This is a genomic window from Flavilitoribacter nigricans DSM 23189 = NBRC 102662, assembly GCF_002646595.1.
Lineage (GTDB): Bacteria > Bacteroidota > Bacteroidia > Chitinophagales > Saprospiraceae > Flavilitoribacter > Flavilitoribacter nigricans.
On the sequence record NZ_PDUD01000019.1, the window covers coordinates 128,830 to 155,012 of the forward strand.

The following is a 26,183-nucleotide window of genomic DNA, read 5'->3' on the forward strand; positions in this document are numbered from 1 at the left end:
AAAGATGACCTTACAAAGGTATAGAGCGCTACCAACTAGGATTTGTCCGTACTGTGCATCATTTTACCATTTTGGAGCGAGATTCGGATTACCCTTACCATAAATACTAGAGAATCTGGACGGCGCACAACCGAATTCCTTTTTAAAACTTCGGCAGAAACTGGTTTGATTGCTATATCCTACCTCGTCCGAAACTGCTCCCACCGAAGCTACATTGCTGAGTAATAGTTTTGCCGCGTATTGTAAACGAATAACACGGATAAGGTTTCCGGTTGAACAATTTATGATTATCCGTGTCCGCCGGTTGAGTTGTGAATTACTTAAACCAATACGATGAGCCAGAAAGGAAACATCCAGCTGAGGAGCGCTGATATACCGGAAAATCAACCGCACCAGCTTTCGAACAAAAATCTCCTCTTGAGTATCCAATGAAATAGTTAATTCAAGCCAATTGAAAGCTAAAGTCATTAAATTATCAACCCCGCATTCCCGATTATTTAAACTGCGATACCAAGCCGACTCAATATTATTCACCAAATTTCCAGATCCGGTTTCGGATAGCTCTTGGTCTTTAATGTAGATCGTTCTCCTTAGATCTTTTCGACCGTATAGCCAGCCCCTCCCACGGGGTTCTGCTTGCTGCTGAAATTTATTTTTTTCGAAAAATGCATACCGTTGGATATCCTCCCAGGACGCAACATTATGGCGTTCCAAATTTGACTTTATCATAATTTTCAGGCTTGGATGTTTGTAAGTTACCGCTGTCCAGGGCAAAGCAGCTTCTGTGAACAGATGTCCTTCCGGACCAGTCCCTTAAATGAAATCAGCGGTGAGATTAGATCTTGGATTTAAACAAAGTTAACGTTCCGTATTCAGCTGCACTTGCACATTTCACGCATCCATTTGCATTATCTGCGCAAGCTGTTTACGGGTTTAACGGGCAGCTCTCCGGCGAAACGTTGAGGGTGTACAATTGAACTGCTTCTTAAACCGGCGGCAAAAATAAGCCTGGTCCCGAAAGCCGCAGCGGTAGGCGATGTCTCCGATACTGGCCACATTGCTTTCCAGCAGACCGGCCGCGTGCCGGAGTCGAATTTCCAGGATCAGTTTTCCGGCGGATTGACCGATCAGTTTGTTGAGTTTGCGATTGAGCTGAGAAACGCTCAGGTGGATATTATCGGCCAGGTCCTGTACACTGAAATGCTCGTTCGCGAGGTTGCGTACGATGTGGTGCCGCACTTTTTCCAGAAATTGTTCATCCTGGGAGATGAGGTACCTGGTGATGCTTTGGGGCCATTGAAATTTGTCGGTAGTTAATGGTTTAAAATTGGGGGGTATTTCGTTCATGACAGGTTTAGGTTTGAGGTTTAATCAGTTGCTTTTTGCTAATGATGCTTCTAAAGTAGATCGTCTGTACCTGGAACGCAACGACAATAGTTTTTAGAAATAACCCCAATCGCCTGCACAATTTTTCAAAATTCACCGCACAAATAAATGATTTACAGTTAATTATATTTTAAAGCAAATAATATCAAAAATCAGTATATTGTAGGCTGACATCAATGAACTTTGGCTATTCTTCCCCCTTATGCACGATAGCAAACTATTCCAATTACTCAAAGTACTGAGTGAACCAGAACTCAGACGGCTGAAACTTTTCCTCAAATCACCCTTTTTCAATACCAATGCTCATATCCTGAAGTTGTACCAGGTGCTGCGGAAGGATCATCCTTACTACCAATCGAAGAACCTGAGCAAGGAAAAGGTCTACCAAAAAGTTTTTCCCGGCACCGACTACCACCATCAGAAGTTGCTCAATCTGATGTCGAATTTCACCGCCCTGCTCAAGGATTACCTGCGGAACATCCAACTGGAAAAGACCGCCCATCTGCAAGACCGGCTGCTGTTGCAATCCTTCGCCGAACGGCCCCTGGCCTATGAGACCTTCGAGCGGGAAATGTTTAAGGCCGACCGTGAACTGGATAAAGGCACGGTTCGGGACAGCATCTATTTCCAGCAGAAATTCTGGCTGGGGCAATCCTACTGCAATCACCCGGCTACGGATAAATTCAAATTATCTCCGGAGGTCTACGAAGCCTCCATGGAGCAACTGGATCAATGGTATATTCTGGAAAAGTTACTGCTGAGTTGTGAAATGAAGGCCCGGGAAAAGCCGCTTTCGGAAAATCACCGCATCTGGTTGTTGCAGGAGATTTCCGAAAAAGCGTATGACTTTCGGGAGGATGCCCCCGTCATTATGGCCTATCTGGAAATTTTGGAATTGCTGGAAACGGAAGAAACCGTTTCCTATACCCGGCTGAAAGATATTCTGTGGCGCAATTTTGCGGATTTCACCCGCCTCCAGCAACAACAGATCCTGCAGTGCCTGATCAATTTTACGATCTTACGGGGGAATCAGGGGGAACAACTGTTCCTGCAGGAAAACCTGGAATTGTATCAGTTTGGCCTGACGGCCGGTCTCTTCCTGGAACACGGTATGCTGAACGACATGCAGTTCATTAACATCGTCAACATCGCTCTGCGTACGGGCGCCACCCAATGGTGCCAGAAATTTATCCGGGAGCATAAAAAGAGGCTCGATCCGCGGGCCCGGAAGGATGCCGTTTCCCTGGCCAATGCGCTATGGCTGTATAAAACCCAGCAGGCCGAAACGGCAATTAATTTGCTGCAGGAGGTTGATTTTCTGAACGTTTACTACCAGATCCAGTCCCGGGTGCTGCTTCTCAAGATCTTCTATGAATCCTTCCAGCAAGACCTGAACTACTTCGAACTGATCAACGCCCAGGTCGAATCCTTCGAACGCTATCTCCGCCGGAATGAGCAACTCGCCGACCATAAAAAAGAAGGTCTTCTCAATTTTGCCCTCGCGGTTAAACGACTGATCCGCCTGCAAATGGAATTGCAGAATTCTGATCAGGAACGGACAAAAATGAGAAGACAACTCGAACAACAGATCCCGGTTTACAATAAATCCTGGTTACTGAACCAGATCTGAAGTCGCCGGCAGTACCGGGCCGCTAGATCTCGGGCACATCCGTGATGATTCGGCTGCGCTTCGGAACCGGTTCCGGGACCGCCCGCAGGGGTAGCATAGTCTGATTAAAATTTCTACTAAAAATGCGAAAGGGCTCAATAAGGGTCATTGGAAAAGCAATTTATTTGGGTTTAGAAAATGTACGGATTGCAGAGCGGATCAGTTGACGGATCCCGGACACCCATCGGAACCGGTTAACGCCGGATCCTCATACCTCAGTCAGCATGCCAATTTCCTTTCGGAAGCATGCAGCACACCTTACAGAAAGATCGCCTTATTAGAGTAGGAACTGTTTGAATGGTAGGAACTAATGAAAAGAGCGGGAAATCGCTTTCCGCAAATTACAAATTTTTACGTGTTTTCATTAGTACATTTTCGAGAAAAAACCGGATACATTGATGAGGCTGGTCAAAAAACTGCATTTCCGGCCCGACCGCAACGGGTCAGATCTACCGAAAGGTTGCCTAAAAAAGCCAGGACCTTTTCGGTTGCGGATCTTGCTGCCGCCCCTAATTTACGCGTTCCCGACCGGTCCGGGACAAGCTATTGATCATCCTTTTGCCCAATTATTGACGGGCTAACTTCCCCGAAGACGAGCCCCGGGATCTACATTTTATTTGGTCTGCCTTTCATTAGCTTCTTCTGATTGTTACTTTTGAGTTTGCTAAAAACCATCAAAACATTATGAAAAGAACAAAACTTCTTTACTTATTCTTTTTTTTACTGATCGCTTTTTTAACTCCGGCCTGCGATAATACGGCCGACACCGAAGAGGAATCTACCGAACAGGCGGCCACCTCGCCCAACATCATCTTCATTTACGCCGATGATCTCGGTTACGGTGATGTCAGTGCCTACGAAGTGGGCCAGCTGTCCACGCCGAATATTGACCGGCTGGCCAACGGTGGAGTGAAGTTCACCAATGGTTACGCCTCCTCGGCGACCTGTTCGCCCAGCCGCTACGCGCTGCTTACCGGCAGCTATCCGTGGCGTAACCCCCGGGCCAAAATCCTGCCCGGTACCGCTCCCCTATTAATCGATACGGCCCAGATGACCGTCCCAAAAATGCTCCGCGCTCAGGGATACCATACCGGCGTTGTCGGCAAATGGCACCTCGGACTGGGTGACGGCAATACCGACTGGAACCAACACATCGCGCCCGGCCCCAATGAGGTTGGTTTCGACTACAGCTACATCATGGCCGCTACCCAGGACCGGGTGCCGACCGTTTATATAGAGGACGGCGACGTGGTCCGGCTGGACCCGAACGATCCCATCGAAGTGGACTATCGGCAGAATTTCCCGGGAGAACCCACCGGCAAGGACAATCCGGAAATGTTGAAAATGAAGTGGCACCACGGCCACAACAGCAGCATCGTGAACGGTATTCCCCGGATCGGGTTCATGAAGGGTGGCGATGCCGCCAAATGGGTGGACGAAAATATGGCCGACACCTTCCTGGTACGGGCCCAGGACTATATACGGATGCATAAAGAGGAGCCTTTCTTCCTGTACTACGCCCTGCAGCAACCGCACGTACCGCGCACACCGCATCCGCGCTTTGTCGGCAAATCCGGCATGGGCCCCAGAGGGGACGTGATCGTGGAGGCCGACTGGTGCATCGGCGAATTGCTGAAAACGCTGGAAGCGGAAGGTTTAATGGAGAATACCCTCATCGTGTTGTCCAGTGATAACGGTCCGGTGCTTAACGATGGTTATTACGATGATGCTGTGGAAAAGCTCGGAGACCACACGCCGTGGGGGCCACTGCGGGGAGGAAAGTACAGCCTGTTCGAAGCCGGCACCCGCGTACCCTTTATCTCCTACTGGCAGGGGCACATCGAACCGACGGTATCCGACGCGGTCATCTCGCAGATCGACCTTTTTGCTTCCCTGGCCGAACTGGTCGGAAGCGATGCCCGTACGGATGACAGTGAGGAAATGCTGGATGTGCTAATGGGGGAAAGTCAGGATGGCCGCGATGAACTCATTCTGGAAGCGACCACCCGCACCGCCCTTCGCAAAGGAGACTGGATCCTGATCCCTCCTTACCAGGGACCGGCCGTCAATAAATCGGTTAATATCGAACTGGGGAATGCGGAGGACTTTCAGTTGTACAATCTGAAAGATGATCTCGGCCAGCAAAAAAATCTGGCGGAAGCCCAGCCGGAAAAGTTACAGGAAATGATCGCCGCTTTTCAGGCCATTCGCGGTACGGAATTCCAGGAAGTAGAACAACTGGAACTGAAATAACCGGCAACCGGTTTCGCTCACGGAGATTGGGAATGCAGGATTTACGTTGGAAAAGTCTCTGCATTCCCGACCTTCCTGCTTCGGGTATCCACGTATCATTCATGGCCGTGCCTGTCCTTTCACCTTATTTTAAGAGGGCCCCGCTCACCAGATCCAAATCCAGTCTATGAAACTATTACATGTTCTCCTTCCAGTACTCCTGTTGTCCCTGATCGCCTGTAAAAGCTCCCGGGATCAGGCCACTACCCAGCGCCCGCCCAATATCATCTACATTATGTCCGATGATCAGGGATACGCCGATCTCGGCTGCTACGACAGTAAATTCGTACAAACGCCCAACCTGGACCGCATGGCCGCCGAAGGCATGCGTTTTACCCAGGTATACGCCGGCAGTCCGGTCTGTGCACCTACCCGCTGCGCGCTGATGACCGGCAAACACGACGGCCACCTCACCCGCCGGGACAATCGTACCACCGATGATGCCGATAAACCCTTCATGCAACGGAAACTCGTCCCGCTGAAAGCCGAGGATTATACCATCGGCGAAATGATGCAGGATGCCGGTTACGCTACCGGAGCGATCGGCAAATGGGGACTCGGTAATCCCGGCACCACCGGTACGCCCACGCTGCAGGGCTTCGACTATTTTTACGGCTATATCGATCAGGTACACGCTCATAATTACTATACGGACTACCTGATGCGCAATACCGATACCGTGCCTATTCCGGAAAATCGCAACAACCAGCGCCAGGTGTACACCCACGATCTGATGGCCGCGGATGCTCTGGATTTTGTCCGCCAGCACCGGGAAGAACCCTTCTTCCTGTACCTCCCGTATACCACGCCGCACGGCCGCTACGAGGTGCCGGACAATTCTCAGTACGCCGGTCAGCCCTGGCCGGAGCAGGTAAAGAACTACGCGGCTATGATCACGCGCATGGATAAGGACATCGGGGAATTGTTCACCCTTCTGAAAGAACTGGGCCTGGATGAAAATACCATCGTTTTTTTTACTTCCGATCACGGTCCCAATCCTCCCTTCATCGAACCCCTGGAAAGCAACAAACCTTTCCGCGGCGTAAAACGCCAACTGCTGGAGGGTGGCCTGCGGGTACCGATGATCGTCCGCTGGCCGGGTAAGATCCGGGCGGGCACCGTCAGCGATTTTCCCTGGGCTTTCTGGGATGTGATGCCCACCATGGCCGAACTGGCCGCCACCCAAACACCGGAAAACATCGACGGTATATCCGTACTGCCTACCCTGCTGGGACAGCAACAGCAACCCCACGATTATTTTTATTGGGAGTTTTACAGTCCCTTTCAGCAGGCCGTGCGGGTGGACCACTGGAAAGGAATCCGGCTGGGTACGGAAGAACCGATCCACCTGTTTGATCTGAACAAGGATCCCGAAGAACTAAATGACCTGGCGGGACAACATCCGGACATCGTACAGAAAATGGAAAATATCATGGCCGAAGCGCACACGCCCAGCCCGTACTGGCCCACCGTGGCGACAGCCGGAGAAGAAGCGAAAAAAATACTGTCGGCGAAGGAGTGATCCGAAAACGCAACGGGCCCAGCGGGAATTGATCCCGTCGGGCCCGCATACTGGATGGCCGTTGCCGGTAAGGAAGCGCATCCGGACCGCCTGCAGGCCGCATCCGGATGAGATCAATTACCCTTCTGATCAGATCTCCGGCACGTCGGTGATGATCCGGCTCCGCCCGGTTTTGTTACCGGCGGATCGGCGATCTATGCCCGGATGGACCGGAAAGCGTTCGTGTGTGGTTTTGATCAAGCGAATGTAGTTTCTCATTGGTCATGAAAATTTTAGATGTTTAAAAAATAGTTGCGCTTTTGAAAAAATTGGACGTGCTTATTGGAGAGAAACGCTTGTGCTTTATTCATCACAAAACTGTTATAAATATCCGGCCCGTATAAGCGTAAAATTGTGGAAAGTGCAGATTGGGTAAAAGCACGGCGGTTTATAGGTATTTCTACCTGTTGGGTTATTGATTTAATGATGAACCGCTTATTTTAATCGCCACTCAATACTTCGCAAAGTCCTTTATCCTGTTTATTATTTCCAGGAATAGGATTTATCCCGCTCTATACTGACCGGCCAGCTTCCGGGTACATTTATTGGAATCCATAGGTATTTCTACCTGTTTCGGCCCGGTTATCTTGAAAAAGTGGAAATTGACCGGTAACTTTATGTACATTGGAGATATAGATAACTAGTAGAAGTGTAGCGTATTACAATATTTATATCCCTACGCGATTCTCCTGATTATTCAACTTATCCGGTATTAATACGGCCCACGGTAATTAAAAACGCTACAATCTCAAACCATGAATGATCAGGCCGTTATTCCCGGAACGCACAAAATCACCACCAGCTAATAATCATTTCGTACCATCCCGTGATTAATTAAGTCCTATTATTAATTCGGACGGTTTATCCGTCCGCGATCAACAGTCTCCTTCAGATTTAACGTATTTATCGGATCACTGACCGCTTTATTGCCGGTCAGCTTGCAGGCCATTTTTATGCCCTGAATGAACGAATGATCCAAGAAAATAAACTGAACGTTTTCAATTTCCGAATAAATTTTCACCTAAAACCCACTTAAATGAACTGGAAAATCAATTACTGGACGGTATTATTTGCCATTACGGCACTGGGATTCTTGATCTATGCTTTTACCAGGCCGGATTGTCCTCCTGTAGGATCATCTCCTTCCGTATGTTATGCTCCACCCGATACACTAACCCCGCAAGAGGCTATTAACCGGCTCTGGCCCTATACTCTGTTCATTGAGAACTACAAAAATACTATCGAGGAGATCGCAAAAGAAAACCCCAAACTTGACTCCTTGGTTTCGGACATCTCCAATTTGAACCTTCGCTACTTTCACCTACCCAGATGTGAACTCAATGAAATGCTGAGAAGAAGGCCAGACGGGGATGCTTACGGATATCTGATGCTGGAAGATGATCCGCGAAATCCCGGAAAAAAGCAGATATCGTTAATGTTCTACGATAAGGTATTACCGCCGGATATAAATCCAGAATCGCTTGATGATGATGATGGGACTTTTTATGATTTCATAAATCCATGCCCAACGATATGTGGAGGACAATAGTATAGAATGCCTTTCACAACTTTGGACACATTATCAGAATAACCTGAGTTTAAAGCTTTCCGGGGAGGCTTTCCCCGGAAAGCTAAAATCAATAGTAGGATGCAAACTATACTAAGTTGGTTAATTAATATTACACTCCTGATTTTAGCAGTAAATGTCTTTGCTTTTTTGAAGGCATTGAAATATTTGCCCTCATTTCATAAATGGTTTGCTTTTTTTCTGACAACTGGTTTAATTGTCCAGATATTTGCACAAATATTATCGATTTCAGCGATAAACAACCTTCCATTACTTCATTTCTATACCTTTTTTGAATTCATCTTTTTATCCTTATTCTATCAAAAGCTACTTCAGCAGATCCCCGCTAAAAATTTCGGCTATTTCATTATAGCGATCTGTGTCATTATTATTTTAAACACCTGCTTTATTCAGTCCTTATTTAGCTTCAACAGTATAGCGAAAACAATCACCCACGCTGCCTATATTGGCTATGCATTATTTTATTTTTTCGGACGCATAAAGTCAGGATCGGTATTTATGAATTTGATTAATTCAGCGGTGCTGATATATTATTCAGGGAGCCTGTTTATCTTTATGTTTACCAATATACTGACCTATTTTGAAGAACTCATTCCATACTATGATTATCTTTGGATTAGCAATGCATTACTCTATCTAATCTTCCAGTTAATCGTATTATACGGGCTATGGAAAACGGTTTACAGGCCAATGAAATTTTCACCATGATCATGCTAGGGATCGTGATCATGTTATGTCTGGCCGTAGCCTTTGTTTTACTGGCCAACCGATCTCAGAAAAGGATCTACCGGGAACAAATGAAGGCCAAGGCCCTGCAACTCGCCCACCAGGAACAACTGCTCTACAGTACGATCCTGACCCAGGAAGAGGAGCGCAAGCGTATCGCCAAGGACCTGCACGATGAGATCGGTTCCAAGCTTAATGTGATCAACCTCAACCTCCACCGCTTGCGCAAATTTGCTACCGAACCGACCGTGATCACCGATACCGTCCACGACCTCTTTGAGATCATTGGCAATACCATCGATACGACGCGGCGCATTTCTCACGATCTGCTGCCGCCAACCCTCGAAAATTTCGGTTTGCGGGAAGCCGTCCGTGAGCTGTGCGAAAGTTATCCCGGCGGCACCGCGCCGGAAGTAGTGTTTGATCTGCTGCAGGATCATCCACTCCGGGTGGATAAATCGATCGAACTGAATGTTTTCCGCATCCTGCAGGAGTTGATCAATAACTCTATCCGCCACGGCCGGGCAAGCCGGATCGGGATCCGATTGTGGCTGAAACCGGATGGCATTTCACTCGGTTACCAGGATAACGGCCGGGGGTTCGATCCGGAAAAGGTCCGGGAAAATCCGGGTTTGGGACTGCAAAACATCCAAAGCCGGATCAATATGATCGGAGCGGATTACCAGCTCCAGTCCCAGCCGGGCAAGGGGGTACAGGTCCAGATCGATTATCGGATCCATAAAGTACCGTAGCACCCGGAATTCTCCTTGAAAAAAGAACAAACCTATAATTGCAAATAAATACTCCGTTTAAACTTATGATCAATCTAGCCATAGCCGAAGACGAAGCCTTATTCCGCAAGGGCATGATCGCTTTGCTCGAAGGAGAACCCGATCTCCGGATCTGTTTTGAAGCCGGGGACGGACAGGAACTCCTGCAAAAACTGAAATCCGCCGACCTGCTGCCCGATATCCTGCTGCTCGATCTGAAAATGCCGAAACTCAACGGCATCGAAGTAGCCAAGATCATTCGCGAAGAGTACCCCAGTCTGCGGATCATCGTGCTGTCTACCTATTTCAGCAAAGCTTTCATCATCAATATGATCGAACTGGGAGCCGGCGCCTACCTCCCGAAAAACGCCACGCCCGACCAGGTGATCAGTAGTATTCACGAGGTGTATCAGAAAGGCTTCAGTTACGATCAGGCGGTCATGGAGGTGATCCGCGATAACATGATCCATAAAACCCGCCCCAAAGCAGACCTGCAGACCGGCTACGACATTACTGCCCGCGAAAGTGAGGTCCTTCAGTTGATCTGTGAGGAATACACCACCCCCGAAATCGCCGAACGACTCTATATCAGTCCGCGCACCGTGGACGGTCACCGGAATAACCTGCTGCAAAAACTCGGCTGCCGCAATGTTGCGGGGCTGGTGGTCTTTGCCCTGCAGCACCAGCTCGTAACGATTCGCCCTGAAACTTTTTGGTTCCGAAAGGGGTAAAATCTAAATTAAAGGGTAGATTTGGTTATTCTAATGATCGTCGACAGCCCGGCTGCGTTCCAAAATGCGAGGCCGCGCTCCCCTACCCCCGACAATCCGCTACTTCTCAGCAAATTGCAGATTGACAAAGTGCGGAAAAATGTGCAAATTAGTATTCCTACCCAACATTTGGGGACGAACGGCTGACGACATAAATTCCCTGGCATGCAGGAACTGATCAACATTCTCTTCTGGATAGGCACGATTGCCGGTGGGCTGATGGTCATTCTATTGCTCATTTCCATTTTTGCCGGCCTTGAGATCGGTGGAGACCTCGATGTTATCGGGGACGGAGATAGTCCGGCCGATGCGGCCGACGGTTCCTTCGGTATCATCAAAACCCTGCTCACTTTTGTTTCCGTCGGTTCCTTCACCGCCCGGGCCATATTTCTGAACACCTCCTGGTCCTGGCCGGTCGCTACCCTTTCCGCCCTGATATCCGGCATTGCCGCCGTTTTACTGCTGAGTTGGTTTTTCCGCTGGTTGCTCAGAAACCAGGAAGAAGGCAACTGGCACCTCTGGCAGGCCGAAGGTAAGATGGGCGTAGTGCACGTACCGATCCCTCCCGACGGCAAAGGCCGCATTATGGTCCAGATCGACGACGCCCGCCGGGAGATCAGCGCCCGCTCACAAAGCGGTCAGGCTATGGGTACCCACGATAAGGTACTGGTGGTGGAAGCCAAAGAAGATCACGTGATCGTTGCACCAATGGAATAACAAGATTTTGCCTCAATTTATACGACAATAATAAACCTGAAACCATGAAACATTTCCAGCTTCTCCTGCTCAGGAACTTAAAAAAGGCCGGCGCTTCGGGCCTCGCGCTACTATTGGCTACGCCTTTGTTGGCCCAGTTCGATGGAGGAATTACCGGTAGCGGCATGTCGGCACTACTACCCATTCTCCTGGTGGTCGCGCTGCTGTTTTTTCTGCTCTGGTTCTTTGTATCCCGCTACCGGCGTTGCCCGTCCGACAAGATCCTCGTGATCTACGGTAAAACCGGCAAAGGTAGTGCCAACTGTATCCACGGGGGTGCCGCTTTTGTCTGGCCCGTTATCCAGGACTATCAGTACCTGGATCTGCAACCCATGTCGATCGATGTGAACCTGCAGGATGCGCTTTCCAAACAAAACATCCGGGTATCCGTACCCGCCCAGTTTACCGTAGCGATCGGTAACGAGCCTACCCTCATGACTTCGGCGGCCGAACGCCTGCTGGGGATGCAAAAGGATGCCATCCGGCACCTGGCCCACGATATCATCATGGGGCAGATGCGCCTGGTAATCGCCAATATGGATATTGAAGAGTTGAATTCCGACCGCGATAAGTTTGTAACTTCCGTATACGAACACGTCGGGGACGAACTCCATAAGATCGGCCTGAGCCTGATTAACGTGAACGTCACCGATATTCACGACGAATCCGGTTATATCAAAGCCCTGGGCCAGGAAGCCGCCGCCAAAGCCATCAACGATGCCAAAGTAAAAGTGGCCAAAGAAGAACGGACCGGTGCCATCGGGCAGGCGGAAGCGGATAAGGAACGGCGTACCTCCGTAGCGGCTGCCGACTCCGCGGCTGAGATCGGAGAAAAGAACGCCCAGGCCGACGCCATCAAAGGAAAGAACCTCGCGGATATCCAGATTGCGAAGTCGGATGCCGACCGGCGCCAGCAGGTAGCCGAAGCGAATAAAACTGCAGAAGTAACGGAAAAAACCACCGAAGCTGAAGCGCAAAGAGCAGCCTACCTGGCCCAGAAAGAAGCCGAGGAAGCGCGCAAGGAACGGGAACTCGCCGCCCGCCGGGCCAATGAAGTCGTCCAATCTCAGATCGAGAAAGAAAAGACTGTGATCGCGGCCGAAGCGGAAGCAGAACACAAACGCAAAGTAGCCGAAGGGGAAGCTGCCGCCATCCTGGCCAATTACGAGGCCCAGGCGGAAGGTATCCGCAAGGTACTGGACGCACAGGCCGCCGGTTTTCAGAAACTGGTGGATGCCGCCAACGGGAATCCCCAGGCCGCTATCGGATTGTTGATGGTGGATAAGATCCCCGAACTCGCCAAACTGCAGGCGGAAGCCATTAAAAACATCAAATTCGATAAGGTCACCGTTTTTGACGGAGGCGACGGGCAGGGAGCTGCCGGTTTCATGAGTGGCCTGTTCAAGGCTATTCCCGCACTGAGCGAATTTATGAACCAGTCGGGCCTCAGCCTGCCCGAGTACCTGGCCAAAAACGGCAATGGTAATGGCCATGGCAACGGCAACGGCGAACCGGCCGAAAAAGAAGTGATCATTAAAAAAACGAAAAAAGAATAGAGCATACGGATTACCATCCGACAACGGGCTAAAGCCCGACCGTCGGATGGTGGTCCCGCCGGCTCAACTCCGGCAAGTATCTGGCCGTCTCCGCTTTACACATTAAAGACCAGATAGCGTCTGGTTGAAATGTTTCCACCCATCACCTTCCCGTATCCTCCGGAACTGTTTTCCCGCTATAAAAATTCAAGTCTTACCCCAGGGGAGTTTAGTAGATTGTGCGTCCTAATAACGTTACCACAAAATCAACAACCATTATGAATCGCAATTTACTGGTACTCTGTCTGCCCTGTCTGGCCGTACTGGCCTTATCATCCTGTAGCCCTAAAATAGCCCAATCTGCCTATCTGACCGACGATGGCGCCTGGTGCTGGTTTTCCGACCCGCGGGCGATCATCCACGATGAGGAAGTGATCACCGGCTGGGTAAAAGCGGACGGCACCATCGAAGCTGCATCGCTCAATCTGGACAACAATAAGATCACCACCAAGGATCTGTATCCGGACCTGCAATCCGACGATCACGATAACCCGGCCTTCGTGGAAACGGCCGAAGGCAATATCATCGCTACTTACACGACCCATTCCGGGCCCGACGGCTTTTTTATCAATACTACCAGTAAAGGAGGGGATGTCAGTAGCTTCAGCAAAGCGGAACAGATCTACCTCCTGGATTCCACCCAACTGGAGGAATTTCCAAAAGTGCACGTGACCTACGCCAACCCCTACCGCCTGGAAGCGGAAGATGGACGCCTGTATTGCTTCGGCCGCTGGACGGGCTACAAACCGAATGTCATGTGGTCCGATGATGATGGGGAAAGCTGGACCAAAAGCAAGGTCTTTATTACCAACTACCCCTTCGATCCGAATAACCGCCCTTACGCAAAGTACTATTCCGACGGCAAATCCCGCATCCACATCATCTTTACGGATGGGCACCCGCGGGTGGAACCGACCAACTCCGTGTATTATGCCTATTACGAAAATGGTGCATTTTACCGGGCGGACGGTACCCAGATCGCCGATATGAATACCATCCCGTTCGAACCCAAAGACGCTACGGTGATCTACCAGTCGACGGAAACGGAAGGTCGCGCCTGGATCGCCGATGTGGCCGCCGACGAGCAGGGCAATCCGGTGATCCTCTACACCCGGAGCCCCAGTGAGACGGACCACCGCTACTGGTACGCCAAATACGACGGCAGGAAATGGTTCAACACGGAAATGGTAGCGGCCGGGAAATGGTTCCCCCAGACCCAGGAGGGCAAGACGGAGCGCGAACCGCACTATTTCGGCAACCTCACCGTCAACCCGAACAACACAAATGTCGTTTACCTGTCCCGGGAGATCAATGACGTTTTTGAGATCGAAAGGTGGGAAACCAAGAACAACGGACTCACCTGGAAAAGCCAGGCGATCACCAAAGATTCACAACTGGATAATATCCGACCCTATATCCCCCGGAACGGAGACGGCGATACGGAGATCGTGCTCTGGATGGAAAATGAAAAGTATATTCACTACACGAATTACAAAACGGCGATCCGCTACTACCGGCATAAATAGTGCTAAAGATTCTACACTCCATACCGGTACGAAATTATCTTACCGGTATGGAGTGCATTTGAAAAAGAAGGGTTTAACCCCACACGCATCCGGTTATTGGTTCAGCCAATTATCCGATCATTCGGCAACCTCAATAATCCTTCCCCGCAGCGCTGTTTTCTACCGAAGCCTCCCAGCGCTCCCATTCCGACTGCAATCGCTCCAGCAATTCCGGTTTTTCCGCCGCCAGATCAAAAGTTTCGTCCGGATTATCCAGCAGGTCGAACAGTTGCCAGGCGGCAGCGGCATCTTTCCGGTAGATCTTGTAGCGGGTACCGATGTAGGCCGCCTGCTCCCGAAACAGGAAAGGCAGATATCGCTCTTCCATTTTTTCGCCGGTCCCTTCCACCAGCGGCAGGATATTCCGGCCATCAAAGGGGCGATCGTAGCGATCCAGATCCACTTGCAGCAAATGGGCGATGGTCGGGAAATAATCCGAGGTGTAGGCCGGTACATTGACCACCTGCCCGCCCGCGATCCGCTCCGGCCAGACCATAAGGCCCGGCACCCGGATCCCCCCTTCGTGCAGACTGCGCTTGCGCCCCTGCAAACCGTAAGTTTGTCCGGCGTGGCGCTGATCCGGCGCTTTGCCTTCCGGGCCGTTATCACTGGTAAAGAAAAGGAGCGTGTTATCCGCTACGCCCAGTTCCGCCAGGTGGGCCCGCAGGCGACCGATCTGCTCGTCCATCGCGGTAATGCAGCCATAAAATTCCTGCTGATCTTCGGATAGCCCTTCGTACAGTGCCCGGTAATTTTCTCCGGTCAGCACGGGTAAGTGGGGCGAATGGAACCAGATCACGCTCAAAAAAGGCCGATCGGCGGCCACGGCCCCGTCGATAAACGGGATCACGCGATCCATAATGATGCGGGAATCGTCCCCGTCCAGATTGTTGGTTTCGATCGCTCCCGGCCCCGTCCAGTAGTAGGTACCGAAGTGCGTGCCGGGTTGGCGTTTACCGGTATCCATTGCCGAAGCCGGTGGGGTGACCATCGGATCCCAGGTAGGGACTTTGGACTCCGTGACGAAAGCGACATCAAAGCCGTTATCCCAGGGCGGTGCGTAGTCTCCGGCAAATTTTGCCTTGCCTCCCCGATTCGCGTCCAGGGTGTCCCGGGTCAGGGTGCCCAGGTGCCATTTCCCGAAATGCCCGGTCGTATAGCCCCGTTCCCGGACCATTTCGGCCAGACTGATCTCTTCGGGTTTGAGGTGTCCGCAATTGGCCGTACAGATCCCAAACCGTTCGGGATGGCGACCGGTCATCACACTCGCCCGCGTGGGAGAACAAACCGCTGATGCCGCGTAAAAACGGGTAAATTCTACCCCTTCCCGGACCATCTGGTCCAAATGGGGCGTTTGCAGGTAGGGATGCCCGTTATACGCAGCGTCGCCCCACCCCTGATCATCCGTCATGATCAGAATGATGTTGGGGCGGCTGTTTTCCGGCTTCGCGTCCTGGGCGTCCACCAGGCCTCCGAACAGCATCAGACACAGGAACAGTATACTCGATTGTTTCATGTAAAAGCATTTCATTGGGAAGTGATCCGGAATATTTCCTTACCGGCAAAATGCACAATTTCGCCGGGAGTGAAAAATTTTGCGCCCATTGGGTTGAATTCATGGAAATGTCGGCAACCAAAAAAAGCCGAACTTCCCGTAATGGTATTTTTTCCGGCGGAGCCTTCCAGCAAAAAAAGTATCACTTTCGGCTGATAAATTGGTAGCCGAACCAGTTGGAGAAAATTACCTTTCCGAAAACAAGGTCCAAAATTCAATTACAGTATGGTACAGCAAGACAAGACTGGCTACAAGCTTCAAAAAAACCTTTTCCTACCGTTTCTTTTTCTTCTGCTGGGCATGTTCATCACGTCATCCGCCCGCGCCCAATCCGAAAAACGGGATGATCTCTTTTTCAAGGAACGGCTCGCAAGGGTGGATCCGGACAATATTTTCAAGACCGAGGATTACTACAACTGGGGGCCTTCCATCCTCAGGAGTGCCGACGGGCAGTACCACCTGTTTTATTCCCGCTGGAAAAAATCCTACGGTTTCACCGGCTGGCTGACCCATTCGGAAATTGCCCACGCCGTTTCCTCCTCTCCGTCCGGTCCCTGGGAATACCGGGAAACGGCACTCCGGGGAGCCGGCAAGGGCCGCTGGGACGCCATTACGGCCCACAATCCCAAGATCAAATTCTTTGAAGGTAAATACTATCTCTACTATATTTCCACCCATCTGGATGAGGAAACTTACGCGGACGATTACCTGCGGGAGATCGCCAAAACGGGGTATCAACACCCCGCCTGGAAGACCCTGCGGACCAATCAGCGTACGGGGGTAGCGGTGGCAACTTCCCTCGACGGTCCCTGGGAGCGCCTGGATGCGCCCCTGATCGAGCCGTCGGGTCCCATCACCACGCTAACCGTCAACCCCGCGATCGACCGGGGTCCGGACGGGAAATACTACCTCATCGTGAAGGGGGACAAACCCAATGAGACCCGCTTCATTCGCAATCAGGCCATTGCCATTTCCGATAGTCCGACCGGCCCTTTCCGCATGCAGGACCAACCGGTGATCGACTATCTCGATACCGAGGATGTATCCATGTGGTACGATAGCCAACGGAAACAGTTTTACGGGGTGTTCCACGCGCATTCCTTCATCGGCATGATCAATTCCCCCGACGGCATCCACTGGAAAAAGGCCACGGAATACGCGCTGACGCCCAAACGCATCCTACTCAGCAACGGTGATACCCTCCGCCCCGATCGCATGGAACGGCCCTTTGTCTACCAGGAAAACGGCGTCCCAGAAGTGTTGAGTGTAGCGGTTAAAAAAGGTAATGACTCCTACCTGGTATTTATCCCGGTAGAAAAGGCCGAACGTCCGCTGCCGAACCACCGCCAGCTCGCCTGGCAACAAGCCGAACTGGGGGCCATATTTCATTATGATCTGCACGTCTTCGACGGACAAAAATACGGGCAGGCCGGCAACCGCATTTCTCCTGTGCCGGATTATCAGATCTTCCGACCGGAGCAACTGGATACCGACCAGTGGGTCCGGGCGATCAAGGAGGCGGGTTTCACCTTTGCCCTGCTTACCGCCACCCACGAAACCGGGTTTGCGCTGTTCCAGTCCGAGGTGAATCCCTATTCTATGAAGGCGCTGAATTTTCAGGAGGGCAAAGGGGATCTGGTGCGGGATTTCGTCAACTCCTGCCGCAAATACGGCATCAAACCCGGCATCTACCTGGGTATCCGCTGGAATTCCTTTTTTGGGGTCCACAACTTTCAGGTCCAGGGTGAAGGGGAGTTCCGGGAACAGCGCCAACGGTATTACAACCAGATGGTGGAAGGCATGCTACGGGAGATCTGTACTAATTACGGGGAGCTGTTCGAGATCTGGTTTGACGGTGGTGCGGATCATCCCGATAACGGCGTTCCGGACGTCCTGCCCATCGCGCAGCAGTACCAGCCGAACTGCCTGTTCTACCACAATCTCCAACTGGCCGAAGTACGCTGGGGTGGATCCGAAAGCGGTGCTATGGATTATCCCTGCTGGGCGACCTTTCCGAATCCCTACTCCCACGGCGGCGATACCCACGCCGAACGCATGCGCCTGCTCAAACAGGGTGATCCGGACGGCGCCTACTGGATGCCCGCCATGGCCGACGCGCCTCTGCGGGGTTATAACGGACGCCACGAATGGTTCTGGGAACCGGACGATGAGGCCCACATTTTCCCCGTGGAGAATCTGATGAATATGTACGAAAAATCCGTAGGCCGCAATGCTACCCTCATCGTAGGACTTACTCCCGATCCGAAGGGACTGATGCCCGAGGCCGATGTGAAACGTTTGCAGGAATGGGGCAATGCCATTAAGGAAAAATACGGAACGCCCCTCGCCCAAACCGGCGGTAAGGGTCGGGAAATCCAACTACAACTGGAAACCGCCACGCCCATCGGACACGTCATCATTCAGGAAGACATTGCCCAGGGCGAACGCGTTCGCAATTACCGCATTGAAATAAAGAACCGGGGCAAATGGCAGGAAGTGGCCAGCGGTATTTCCGTCGGCCACAAGCGTATTCAGGCCTTCGAACCGGTTACGGCCAAGCGGATCCGGCTGATCATTTCCGAAGCGACGGACGAGGCGCTGATCACGAACTTCTCCGTTTTTAAGCCCTGACCGAGGCGCCGTCAACAAATTGTTACATTACATTGAACTATTCGGTGAGTTAACTTCAGAAAATGAAACGACATGTATAGGATCAACTATTCACTACTACTGGTACTGCTCCTTCTGACCGGCTGTACCGCAGAAGAGGATGTCTCCAACCACCCCAACATCGTCTACATTCTGGCCGATGACCTCGGCTACGGAGATCTGAGTTTTCTCAATGCTGACTCCAAGATCCAAACGCCGCATCTGGATCAGCTCGCTGCGGGTGGGCTCCATTTTACGGATGCGCACTCGGGCTCGGCCGTCTGCACGCCCACGCGCTACGGGATATTAACCGGTCGGTACGCCTGGCGTACGCCGCTGAAACAGGGCGTGCTCTGGCCCTACGATCCGCCACTTATCCAAGGAGAAAGAATAACGGTGGCCGAAATGCTGCGCGAGCAGGGTTACGCGACCGCCTGTATCGGCAAATGGCACCTGGGCTGGGACTGGCCGCTCACCGGTGGCGGTTACGCCCGGGATTCGCTGCAGGGCTTCGGATTCGACCGGGCGGCACGCCTACGGATCGAAGCATCCGTCGATTTCAATAAACCCGTAAATAATGGCCCGCTGAGCCACGGGTTCGATTATTACTTCGGTGATGATGTACCGAACTTCCCACCCTATTCCTTCATCGAGAACGATCGTCTGCTGGCTTTTCCCGATCAGGAAAAGCCCGATTCCCTGTTCGGCAATCCGGGCAAAATGAGCGCCGGTTGGGAACTGGAAGCCGTCATGCCGGCGATCACGGAAAGAGCTGTTTCCTACATTGACGAACAAAGTACGGGCGACCAGCCTTTCTTTCTCTATTTCACCCTGACCGCCCCGCATACGCCCATCGCTCCGGCGGATGCCTTCAAAGGGAGCAGTCAGGCCGGTGCCTACGGTGATTATGTGCAACAGGTAGACTGGACGGTGGGGCAGATCATGCAGGCTCTGCAGGAGGCCGGTATCCGGGAGGAAACGCTCGTCATCTTTACCAGCGATAACGGATCGCCGGCCCGGGAAGGAGTGAACTGGTCCGGAGCGGTCAGTTCGGTTCTCAAATACGACCATCATCCCAGCTATCATTTTCGCGGTACCAAAGCGGATATCTGGGAAGGCGGCCACCGGGTGCCCTTCATTGTGCACTGGCCCGCGAAAATAGCCGCGGGTAAGCACTCGGACCAAACGATCTGCCATACGGACTTTATGGCTACCTGCGCCGCGATTACCGGACAGTCTTTACCGGAACGCACGGCAGAAGATAGTTACAATCTGCTCCCGCTGTTACTCGATCCCCAACGGCAAACTCCCATCCGGGAAGCCACCGTCCATCATTCGGGCAACGGTTCTTTTGCCATCCGCAAAGGCAAATGGAAACTCATCCTGGATGCCGGCTCCGGCGGTTGGAGTGATCCGAAAAATGCCCGGGCGCTGGAGGATGGCCTTCCCGCGGTACAATTGTACGAGATGGATACGGATTTCGGAGAACAAAACAATGTGGAAGGCGATCATCCGGAAGTAGTGCAGGAACTGCGGGCCCTGTTGGAATCCTACCAATCCAGTGGTCGCAGTGTGCCGGTAGGCGATCACGATGGGAAGTGAGTCGGGTCCCTTACTTGAACAGGCGACCGACACTAAATCCCGGCCAGAACCCCAGGGATGGTTTCTTTTCCGACAGACGGGTCGGGGTCGGATCCAGCCGAATGTAGGGGAAACCGCCGACGCTCACATGGAAGCGGCCACGGGCGGGTTGAAAGCGATAACAAAGGCCCAGCACCAGGTCCACTTTAAAGTCGGACTGATCACGATCCCAAAATCGTAGGCCTTCGGAAACGGGCGTAATGGCCATTGTCAACTCGGGGTGATGGTCTTTTCTGCCGCCCAGTAAGGTGAATCCCAGCGGTACGGCCAGAGTTTGTTCCAGCACGCCCGCTCCGACCCGGAATTGCCCGGACCAGTACCGGCCGGTGAATACCGTACGGGCGTAGTTAAGCGAATAATAGGGTGCCGCCCCACCAACTTCCAGAAAAACGGAAGACGTAGTGAATTGGGCGCTGGCCGGGGTTCCAAATAGCATTGCGGCAAAAATGCTCAACAGTCGGATTTTCATAGTCTTGGTTCTGCGAGGGACGAATATACGCAGGTATTTGGTGAAACTATCGGAATGGGCTATTTTACCCTTTCAAAACGAAACCAACTCTACATGAAAGATCTTTTTCTCCTTTTCCTGCTCGTGCTGCAGGTATTTTGCGGATTTGCCCAATCCACCCAATGGTGGGATCCCACCGATCAGGATTTTCACACCATAGAAGGACAAGCCTGGCCCGATGAGGTTAAAGCGCCCTACGACCGGCTACCGGCCCGGGCGGAAGGTGTAGTGCGAGATGCCGTCTGGAACCTTTCCCGGCATGCCGCCGGGCAGTTGATCCGCTTTCGTTCGAATGCGGAAAAGATTACCGTGCGCTACGGCGTCGGCAGTAAAAATTTCGGCAAGACCCACATGCCGGCAACCGGGGTCAGCGGAGTGGATCTCTACGCCATCAGTAGTGACGGCCAGTGGCTCTGGACCAAAGGTAACCGCAGTTTCGGCGACACGGTCGTTTACCGCTTCAACGGTTTGAAACCCAACGACGGCTACCACAAATTCGGACGGGAGTACCGACTGTACCTTCCGCTTTACAACAGTGTGGAATGGCTGGAGATCGGGGTCGAAGAAGGCGATTTTTTCCGGCCGCTGCCGGTACGTCCGGAAAAACCGATCGTTGTTTACGGAACGTCCATTGCCCACGGTGCCTGTGCCTCCCGGCCCGGAATGGCCTGGACGAATATACTGGGTCGCAAAATGGACCGACCGATGATCAACCTCGCCTTTTCGGGCAACGGCCGGCTGGAGGAGGAAGTCGTCTCTTTTTTGACCGAGATCGACCCGGAGATCTACATTGTGGATTGTCTGCCCAACCTGTGGAACGCCGAACTGTACGACGACGCGGAACTGTCCCGGCGGATCCTGGAATCCGTGCGGCAACTGAAAAAAGCGCATCCCGAAGTGCCGGTCCTACTCACCGAGCACGCCGGCTACACGGATGGCTCTATGGTGCCGGAGCGGCAGGGACTGTTTACCCGGGTGAATGATATTCAGGAAAAGGCCTTCGAGCAGCTTCGAAAAGAAGGTCTGACGGAGATCCACTACCTGCCCTACGAAGACCTGAACCTGGGACTGGACGATATGGTAGACGGCACCCACCCCAACGATCTGGGGATGATGCACTACGCCGAAGCCTACGAGAAAGCCCTGCGGACCATTCTGCAGGAACCCACGGGAGCCATCTCCACCACCCAGCCCTGTATTCAGTACCGGGAGCCGGGCAATTACGACTGGGAAGACCGTCACCACGAAATACTGGAGCGCAACCGCACCCATCCGCCGAAAATGGTGATTCTCGCCAATTCCATCGTGCATTTCTGGGGCGGCGAACCGAAAGCAAAACTCGCCCGGGAAACGGAGAGTTGGGAAAAGGGCTTTACGCCTATGGGACTGGCCAATTACGCCTACGGCTGGGATCGGATCGAAAATGTGCTCTGGCGGGTCTACCACGGCGAACTGGACGGCTTTAGCGCCGAGAAAGTCCTGATTATGATCGGCACCAACAATATGCACCTGAATACCAATCAGGAGATCATGGACGGCCTGAAACTACTGGTCCGGGCCGTACAGGCCCGCCAGCCCGATGCGGAGATCGTGCTGATGGGGATCCTGCCCCGCCGGGATTACGAAGAACGCATCCGCCAACTCAATACGGGCATCGAATGGCTGGCCCGCACCAATGGCATCCGGTACAACTTTATTGGAGATGTCTTCCTGCAAGGAGACGGCAAGATCAACGAAGCTTTGTTCTCGGACGGGCTCCATCCGAATAAGGCCGGTTACCTGAAGATGCGCGGCCCGCTGGAAGAGATCCTTAAACGTCCTTAAATCCTTCCGGGGATAGAGACCTGAAGAAACCATAAATAAAATTCACCGCCAGGGCCCGAAGATTTTTGAAAAAAGCGGCTAACAAGCCTTACGGCTCAGCGGCCCTGGCGGTGAAAAAAATAAAAATTTCAGTAGTGAGGTTTTACACCACTCCGCCCTTTAACCGGTCGAATTGGACAGGGTCGAATACTTGGTGTTTTCGGTATTTACGTAAGTGGATTCACGCACAAACCACCCTACTACCGCCAGCGATATAAGCAGTTCAGCGGCGACCACCCACCGCAAAGCGGGCAGAGCGAACCAGTCCGCCGTATACCAGATGATGGCCAGTCCAAACAGGCAGCGCAAGCCTTCTATCCAAAAGGCGTTTTTATCCTTATCCATCAGCGCTGTGTAGGCGTAGATCGTCAGGAACAGAAAGGCCCCGTAGATGAAAAGGTCCGGGAAACCGATCTCCTTGAAGTAGAGCAGCAGATGCATCAGCATCAGAGTGGTCAGTACACACTGAAACCACGACCAGGCGTGCAGCGCCGGAGAAGCCCGGGTATCGAACTTCACCAGGCTGTGCTGGTCTACCGATCTTACGGGGAAGCGCGACTGCACATCCTCCGGTCGCCAGCCCGTAGGCATAAACCAGATCCGCAGTTTATCCCACCAGCTATTCGTATACCAGGCATCCCGGATCAGCATGAGCAGATGGGCAAAATTCTGCTTGATGGGATTCCAGGTGTCCAGCGGCCGGGTGCTGCCGTAGACCGGCGGCTCCTCGTCCAGTTCCTCCTGGAAAGTGCCGAACAGGCGATCCCAGATGCAGAATACGCCCGACAGGTTCTTATCGATGTAGATGTCGTTCAAAGCGTGGTGCACCCGGTGCTGGGAAGGTGTAACGATGATGTATTCCAGCACCCCCAGTTTGCCGATATGCGGCGTGTGGATCCAAAATTGCAGCAGGAAATGAACAGGCGTAAGTATGGCAACGACTTCCGGTGGCACCCCCAGGAGCGCGGCCGGAAACATAAAAATGAAAAACAGGCTGACAAATTCGGAAATAGGCTGCCGCAGGGCTACGGCCAGATTGTATTCTTCACTGGTATGGTGCACCACGTGTTTATTCCAGAAAAAGTTGACTTCATGGGATAGCCGGTGACTCCAGTAAGTGGCAAAATCGAGGGATAGAAACGCGATCAGGTAGGTTTGCCAGCTCGCCTGCACCTCGTAAATGGCCAGATGGGTCTCCATCTTCTCGTAGCCGATGATAAATACCGTAAGTCCCAGCACACTTTTCAGGGTGTTGGCTACACCGCTGCTGATACTGGAGATGGTATCCAGACTGCGAAAGACCCTGGTCCCCTTGCACCAGGAATACCCCGCCTCAAGGATCACAAAAGAAAAAAGCATCGGAATAGCGTACAACAGCACATTGGCGTAAGCCTCCATTGGAGTATCCATAATTGCAAAATTTCTGGGTTTACGGCTTTTCGGCCACTACAAAATCACTTACCCCGCGGAAACAGGTTTTACTGTGCCGGATACGGAAACCGGCCGCCTCAATGGCTTCACAAAATTCTCCGTGACTGTGCGTCCAGTAGCCTCCCTGGCGTTGTATCTCGCGGATATAGGCGTTTTGCCGACTCACTTCCTTCCCCTCGCGCATGATCTCCAGCGTTTTTTTGAATCCGTATTTCCGCAGCAGGTGCCAGCCGATCGCCAGTTGCCAGTCCAGCACATTGACAATACGGCCGGCGTTGACCAGTACGGCCGGGCGGCCCGGCTCCAGCCATTCGTACATGTTTTGCAGCACCTTTGCGGGATCCGGAAAAGTGTAAAGGGCGTGGATGCTGATCAGGCCCTGCAGTGAGTCGGGGGCCAGCTTAATTTCATCCACCCCCAGGGAACGGATCTGGTGATTCGACAGTTCCAGCCGGTACTTCTTTTGGGCCGCCTGTTCGTTCATACCTTCATCCTTATCGATGTGCAGGACGGTCGCCTGGGGAAAGTTTTGGGCCATGGCCAGAGAGTAGTTACCGGTACCGGCGCCGATGTCGGCCAGAACCGCACCGGAGGGTACCGACCATTTTCCGACCTCCTGCATCACCTGTCGGTGCAGTTTTTGGTAGAATGGGTTGTAGTCAAATAAGATATCGTATTTCTGGGCGTAGGTTCCCCAGCTTAGCGTTTGGGCCGTAGGCATAATGGTCTGGTTTTAATAGGGTGTCTGGAGTTTGAGATCTGAAATGTTTTGGGTGAAAGCTTGCCGCACAGGACGATCTGCCGGTAATGGAAACCGGGTCTACCTGCGTCTTTCCTCTACCGGCATCGACGGACCGTTCCGGTCGCGATCAGGCTACCTTGCGTTGATGATCGATGAGGGAAAGCTTTGCCTGTTCGGCAAACCGGGCTACATCCTCCTCGTTGTATTCCGGCATACCGCGTTTCAGGATCGCGCCCAGGCAGGATTCGGACCGATTGATCAACAGAGAGATCTCCGCATCAATCCAGTCATACTGACGAGGCGTATCCGAAATGGGATTCAGTCCCAGGAAGCGCTGGTAAAAAGCGATGTGATTGGACTGCACGGAGGTAATGATGTACTCGCACTGGTGAAAAGCGGAGTTCAGGCCGTGCGCCCGGAACAGCAGGAACTGGGCAAAGATGGAATGACGGCCCTGGAAGTCCGGATCGATCGCAAAACGATTAGATTCCAGCAGGGGTACTTTTTCGCCCAATTTAGCGGTCAGTTCTTTTTCGAAGAAGTGGACGCCTTCGGTGGGTAGCCAGTTATAAGCTTCGGAGTAAACGCAGCTTCGGATGGTGGCTACCGGTTTGCCGGCGTTCCAGACCAGGAAGATGCGAACGTTCGGCGCAAAATCGTAATCGTCGTAGAGCATGCCTTCTTCGTTTACGGGAATCATTCCGGCCTGGAGATAGGAGCGGTAGCGGATCTGGAAAGCGAGCTGGCGACTTTCCGGGCTTAAGCATACTTCCAAGGTGAAATCGCCGTGTACGCTTACAATTTGACTTTCAGACGGTTGGGTTGCAACCTGACAAGCGGATACCTGTTTCATAACGGTTTAGTTTTTAAATAATTCGTTTATATTTGATCGAATGGGTTAGAGCGAAATCTGGATGAGATGAGAATGAAAAAGCAAGAAATGATCTATTACAAAGGTAGGCGGGAAAGCGGTTGCCGGCTTATCAGCTATGTTGCATAAACCTTCAATTTTTCTTCATCAAATGTTGCATAATTCACTTATGTCGCATGAAATATTTCATAATTAACAATACGTCTTCTGCCTTCGCCGGGACAAAAAAAGGAGCTCGTCCCCGC

Annotated in this window: 20 protein-coding genes; 12 read left to right on the forward strand and 8 right to left on the reverse strand. The window is 52.1% G+C overall.

Going from position 1 to position 26,183, the window contains the following annotated elements; translation table 11 throughout:
* Positions 1–63 precede the first annotated feature (63 nt).
* The gene (locus tag CRP01_RS13420) at positions 64–729 is read right to left on the reverse strand and encodes a helix-turn-helix domain-containing protein (RefSeq protein ID WP_099150566.1); all 666 of its coding nucleotides are present in this window, start codon (positions 727–729) and stop codon (positions 64–66) included.
* Positions 730–933: 204 nt separating this feature from the next.
* Entirely contained in the window at positions 934–1,347 is a 414-nt protein-coding gene (locus CRP01_RS13425; RefSeq protein WP_099150567.1) for a helix-turn-helix transcriptional regulator, read from the reverse strand.
* A gap of 241 nt (positions 1,348–1,588) precedes the next feature.
* On the opposite strand from CRP01_RS13425, the gene CRP01_RS13430 reads away from it, so the two are divergent.
* From CRP01_RS13430 to CRP01_RS13440, 3 genes are all read left to right on the forward strand, one after another.
* Positions 1,589–3,016: a hypothetical protein gene (locus CRP01_RS13430; RefSeq protein WP_099150568.1), complete on the forward strand. Its 1,428-nt coding sequence runs from the start codon at positions 1,589–1,591 to the stop codon at positions 3,014–3,016.
* 723 nt (positions 3,017–3,739) lie between these two features.
* Complete coding sequence (locus CRP01_RS13435; RefSeq protein WP_099150569.1) at positions 3,740–5,308, forward strand: sulfatase family protein; 1,569 nt, start codon at positions 3,740–3,742, stop codon at positions 5,306–5,308.
* A 166-nt stretch (positions 5,309–5,474) separates the two neighbouring features.
* Positions 5,475–6,869 (forward strand): arylsulfatase, encoded by a 1,395-nt coding sequence (locus CRP01_RS13440; protein WP_099150570.1) that lies wholly within the window; start codon positions 5,475–5,477, stop codon positions 6,867–6,869.
* A gap of 129 nt (positions 6,870–6,998) precedes the next feature.
* Here CRP01_RS13440 and CRP01_RS43170 read toward each other — a convergent pair whose 3' ends face one another.
* On the reverse strand, positions 6,999–7,127 hold the full coding sequence (locus tag CRP01_RS43170; protein WP_262510323.1) for a hypothetical protein: 129 nt from the start codon (positions 7,125–7,127) through the stop codon (positions 6,999–7,001).
* Positions 7,128–7,944: 817 nt separating this feature from the next.
* Here CRP01_RS43170 and CRP01_RS13445 point away from each other — a divergent pair.
* From CRP01_RS13445 to CRP01_RS13475, 6 genes are all read left to right on the forward strand, one after another.
* On the forward strand, positions 7,945–8,457 hold the full coding sequence (locus tag CRP01_RS13445) for a hypothetical protein (protein WP_099150571.1): 513 nt from the start codon (positions 7,945–7,947) through the stop codon (positions 8,455–8,457).
* Positions 8,458–9,164: 707 nt separating this feature from the next.
* Positions 9,165–9,974: a sensor histidine kinase gene (locus CRP01_RS13455; RefSeq protein WP_099150573.1), complete on the forward strand. Its 810-nt coding sequence runs from the start codon at positions 9,165–9,167 to the stop codon at positions 9,972–9,974.
* Between the two features lie 65 nt (positions 9,975–10,039).
* Positions 10,040–10,723, forward strand: coding sequence for a response regulator transcription factor (locus CRP01_RS13460; protein ID WP_099150574.1), 684 nt, complete (start codon positions 10,040–10,042; stop codon positions 10,721–10,723).
* 204 nt (positions 10,724–10,927) lie between these two features.
* The gene (locus tag CRP01_RS13465) at positions 10,928–11,479 is read left to right on the forward strand and encodes an NfeD family protein (RefSeq protein WP_099150575.1); all 552 of its coding nucleotides are present in this window, start codon (positions 10,928–10,930) and stop codon (positions 11,477–11,479) included.
* 44 nt (positions 11,480–11,523) lie between these two features.
* Positions 11,524–13,074 (forward strand): flotillin family protein, encoded by a 1,551-nt coding sequence (locus tag CRP01_RS13470; RefSeq protein WP_233752677.1) that lies wholly within the window; start codon positions 11,524–11,526, stop codon positions 13,072–13,074.
* 257 nt (positions 13,075–13,331) lie between these two features.
* Positions 13,332–14,639 (forward strand): BNR-4 repeat-containing protein, encoded by a 1,308-nt coding sequence (locus tag CRP01_RS13475; RefSeq protein WP_099150576.1) that lies wholly within the window; start codon positions 13,332–13,334, stop codon positions 14,637–14,639.
* Positions 14,640–14,769: 130 nt separating this feature from the next.
* Here CRP01_RS13475 and CRP01_RS13480 read toward each other — a convergent pair whose 3' ends face one another.
* Positions 14,770–16,194: a sulfatase family protein gene (locus CRP01_RS13480; RefSeq protein WP_099150726.1), complete on the reverse strand. Its 1,425-nt coding sequence runs from the start codon at positions 16,192–16,194 to the stop codon at positions 14,770–14,772.
* A gap of 1,335 nt (positions 16,195–17,529) precedes the next feature.
* Between CRP01_RS13480 and CRP01_RS43440 the strand changes: the two genes are divergently transcribed.
* Positions 17,530–18,864: an alpha-L-fucosidase gene (locus tag CRP01_RS43440; protein WP_394337762.1), complete on the forward strand. Its 1,335-nt coding sequence runs from the start codon at positions 17,530–17,532 to the stop codon at positions 18,862–18,864.
* Positions 18,865–18,936: 72 nt separating this feature from the next.
* Entirely contained in the window at positions 18,937–20,484 is a 1,548-nt protein-coding gene (locus CRP01_RS13495; RefSeq protein WP_099150578.1) for a sulfatase family protein, read from the forward strand.
* 10 nt (positions 20,485–20,494) lie between these two features.
* Here the strand turns inward: CRP01_RS13495 and CRP01_RS13500 are convergent, their stop codons facing one another.
* Positions 20,495–20,992 carry a hypothetical protein gene (locus CRP01_RS13500; RefSeq protein WP_143473381.1) on the reverse strand — a complete coding sequence of 166 codons (498 nt, stop codon included), beginning with the start codon at positions 20,990–20,992 and terminating at the stop codon, positions 20,495–20,497.
* A gap of 93 nt (positions 20,993–21,085) precedes the next feature.
* Here CRP01_RS13500 and CRP01_RS13505 point away from each other — a divergent pair, with 93 nt between their 5' ends.
* A complete protein-coding gene (locus CRP01_RS13505; protein ID WP_099150580.1) occupies positions 21,086–22,855 on the forward strand; it encodes an SGNH/GDSL hydrolase family protein in 1,770 nt (589 codons plus the stop codon).
* A gap of 159 nt (positions 22,856–23,014) precedes the next feature.
* Here CRP01_RS13505 and CRP01_RS13510 read toward each other — a convergent pair whose 3' ends face one another.
* The 3 genes from CRP01_RS13510 to CRP01_RS13520 all read right to left on the reverse strand — a co-directional run bounded on the left by CRP01_RS13510 (position 23,015) and on the right by CRP01_RS13520 (position 25,920).
* The gene (locus CRP01_RS13510) at positions 23,015–24,304 is read right to left on the reverse strand and encodes a sterol desaturase family protein (protein ID WP_233752678.1); all 1,290 of its coding nucleotides are present in this window, start codon (positions 24,302–24,304) and stop codon (positions 23,015–23,017) included.
* A 19-nt stretch (positions 24,305–24,323) separates the two neighbouring features.
* Positions 24,324–25,046 (reverse strand): class I SAM-dependent methyltransferase, encoded by a 723-nt coding sequence (locus tag CRP01_RS13515; RefSeq protein WP_099150582.1) that lies wholly within the window; start codon positions 25,044–25,046, stop codon positions 24,324–24,326.
* Positions 25,047–25,194: 148 nt separating this feature from the next.
* Positions 25,195–25,920: an N-acyl amino acid synthase FeeM domain-containing protein gene (locus tag CRP01_RS13520; protein WP_099150583.1), complete on the reverse strand. Its 726-nt coding sequence runs from the start codon at positions 25,918–25,920 to the stop codon at positions 25,195–25,197.
* Positions 25,921–26,183 lie beyond the last annotated feature (263 nt).

Excerpts from the sequence above, each read along its gene's own strand:
- CRP01_RS13420 (WP_099150566.1), bottom strand. The coding sequence starts at position 729 with ATGATAAAGTCAAATTTGGAACGCCATAATGTTGCGTCCTGGGAGGAT.
- CRP01_RS13425 (WP_099150567.1), bottom strand. The coding sequence starts at position 1,347 with ATGAACGAAATACCCCCCAATTTTAAACCATTAACTACCGACAAATTT.
- CRP01_RS13430 (WP_099150568.1), top strand. The coding sequence starts at position 1,589 with ATGCACGATAGCAAACTATTCCAATTACTCAAAGTACTGAGTGAACCA.
- CRP01_RS13435 (WP_099150569.1), top strand. The coding sequence starts at position 3,740 with ATGAAAAGAACAAAACTTCTTTACTTATTCTTTTTTTTACTGATCGCT.
- CRP01_RS13440 (WP_099150570.1), top strand. The coding sequence starts at position 5,475 with ATGAAACTATTACATGTTCTCCTTCCAGTACTCCTGTTGTCCCTGATC.
- CRP01_RS43170 (WP_262510323.1), bottom strand. The coding sequence starts at position 7,127 with ATGAGAAACTACATTCGCTTGATCAAAACCACACACGAACGCTTTCCG.
- CRP01_RS13445 (WP_099150571.1), top strand. The coding sequence starts at position 7,945 with ATGAACTGGAAAATCAATTACTGGACGGTATTATTTGCCATTACGGCA.
- CRP01_RS13455 (WP_099150573.1), top strand. The coding sequence starts at position 9,165 with ATGGAAAACGGTTTACAGGCCAATGAAATTTTCACCATGATCATGCTA.
- CRP01_RS13460 (WP_099150574.1), top strand. The coding sequence starts at position 10,040 with ATGATCAATCTAGCCATAGCCGAAGACGAAGCCTTATTCCGCAAGGGC.
- CRP01_RS13465 (WP_099150575.1), top strand. The coding sequence starts at position 10,928 with ATGCAGGAACTGATCAACATTCTCTTCTGGATAGGCACGATTGCCGGT.
- CRP01_RS13470 (WP_233752677.1), top strand. The coding sequence starts at position 11,524 with ATGAAACATTTCCAGCTTCTCCTGCTCAGGAACTTAAAAAAGGCCGGC.
- CRP01_RS13475 (WP_099150576.1), top strand. The coding sequence starts at position 13,332 with ATGAATCGCAATTTACTGGTACTCTGTCTGCCCTGTCTGGCCGTACTG.
- CRP01_RS13480 (WP_099150726.1), bottom strand. The coding sequence starts at position 16,194 with ATGAAACAATCGAGTATACTGTTCCTGTGTCTGATGCTGTTCGGAGGC.
- CRP01_RS13495 (WP_099150578.1), top strand. The coding sequence starts at position 18,937 with ATGTATAGGATCAACTATTCACTACTACTGGTACTGCTCCTTCTGACC.
- CRP01_RS13500 (WP_143473381.1), bottom strand. The coding sequence starts at position 20,992 with ATGAAAATCCGACTGTTGAGCATTTTTGCCGCAATGCTATTTGGAACC.
- CRP01_RS13505 (WP_099150580.1), top strand. The coding sequence starts at position 21,086 with ATGAAAGATCTTTTTCTCCTTTTCCTGCTCGTGCTGCAGGTATTTTGC.
- CRP01_RS13510 (WP_233752678.1), bottom strand. The coding sequence starts at position 24,304 with ATGGATACTCCAATGGAGGCTTACGCCAATGTGCTGTTGTACGCTATT.
- CRP01_RS13515 (WP_099150582.1), bottom strand. The coding sequence starts at position 25,046 with ATGCCTACGGCCCAAACGCTAAGCTGGGGAACCTACGCCCAGAAATAC.
- CRP01_RS13520 (WP_099150583.1), bottom strand. The coding sequence starts at position 25,920 with ATGAAACAGGTATCCGCTTGTCAGGTTGCAACCCAACCGTCTGAAAGT.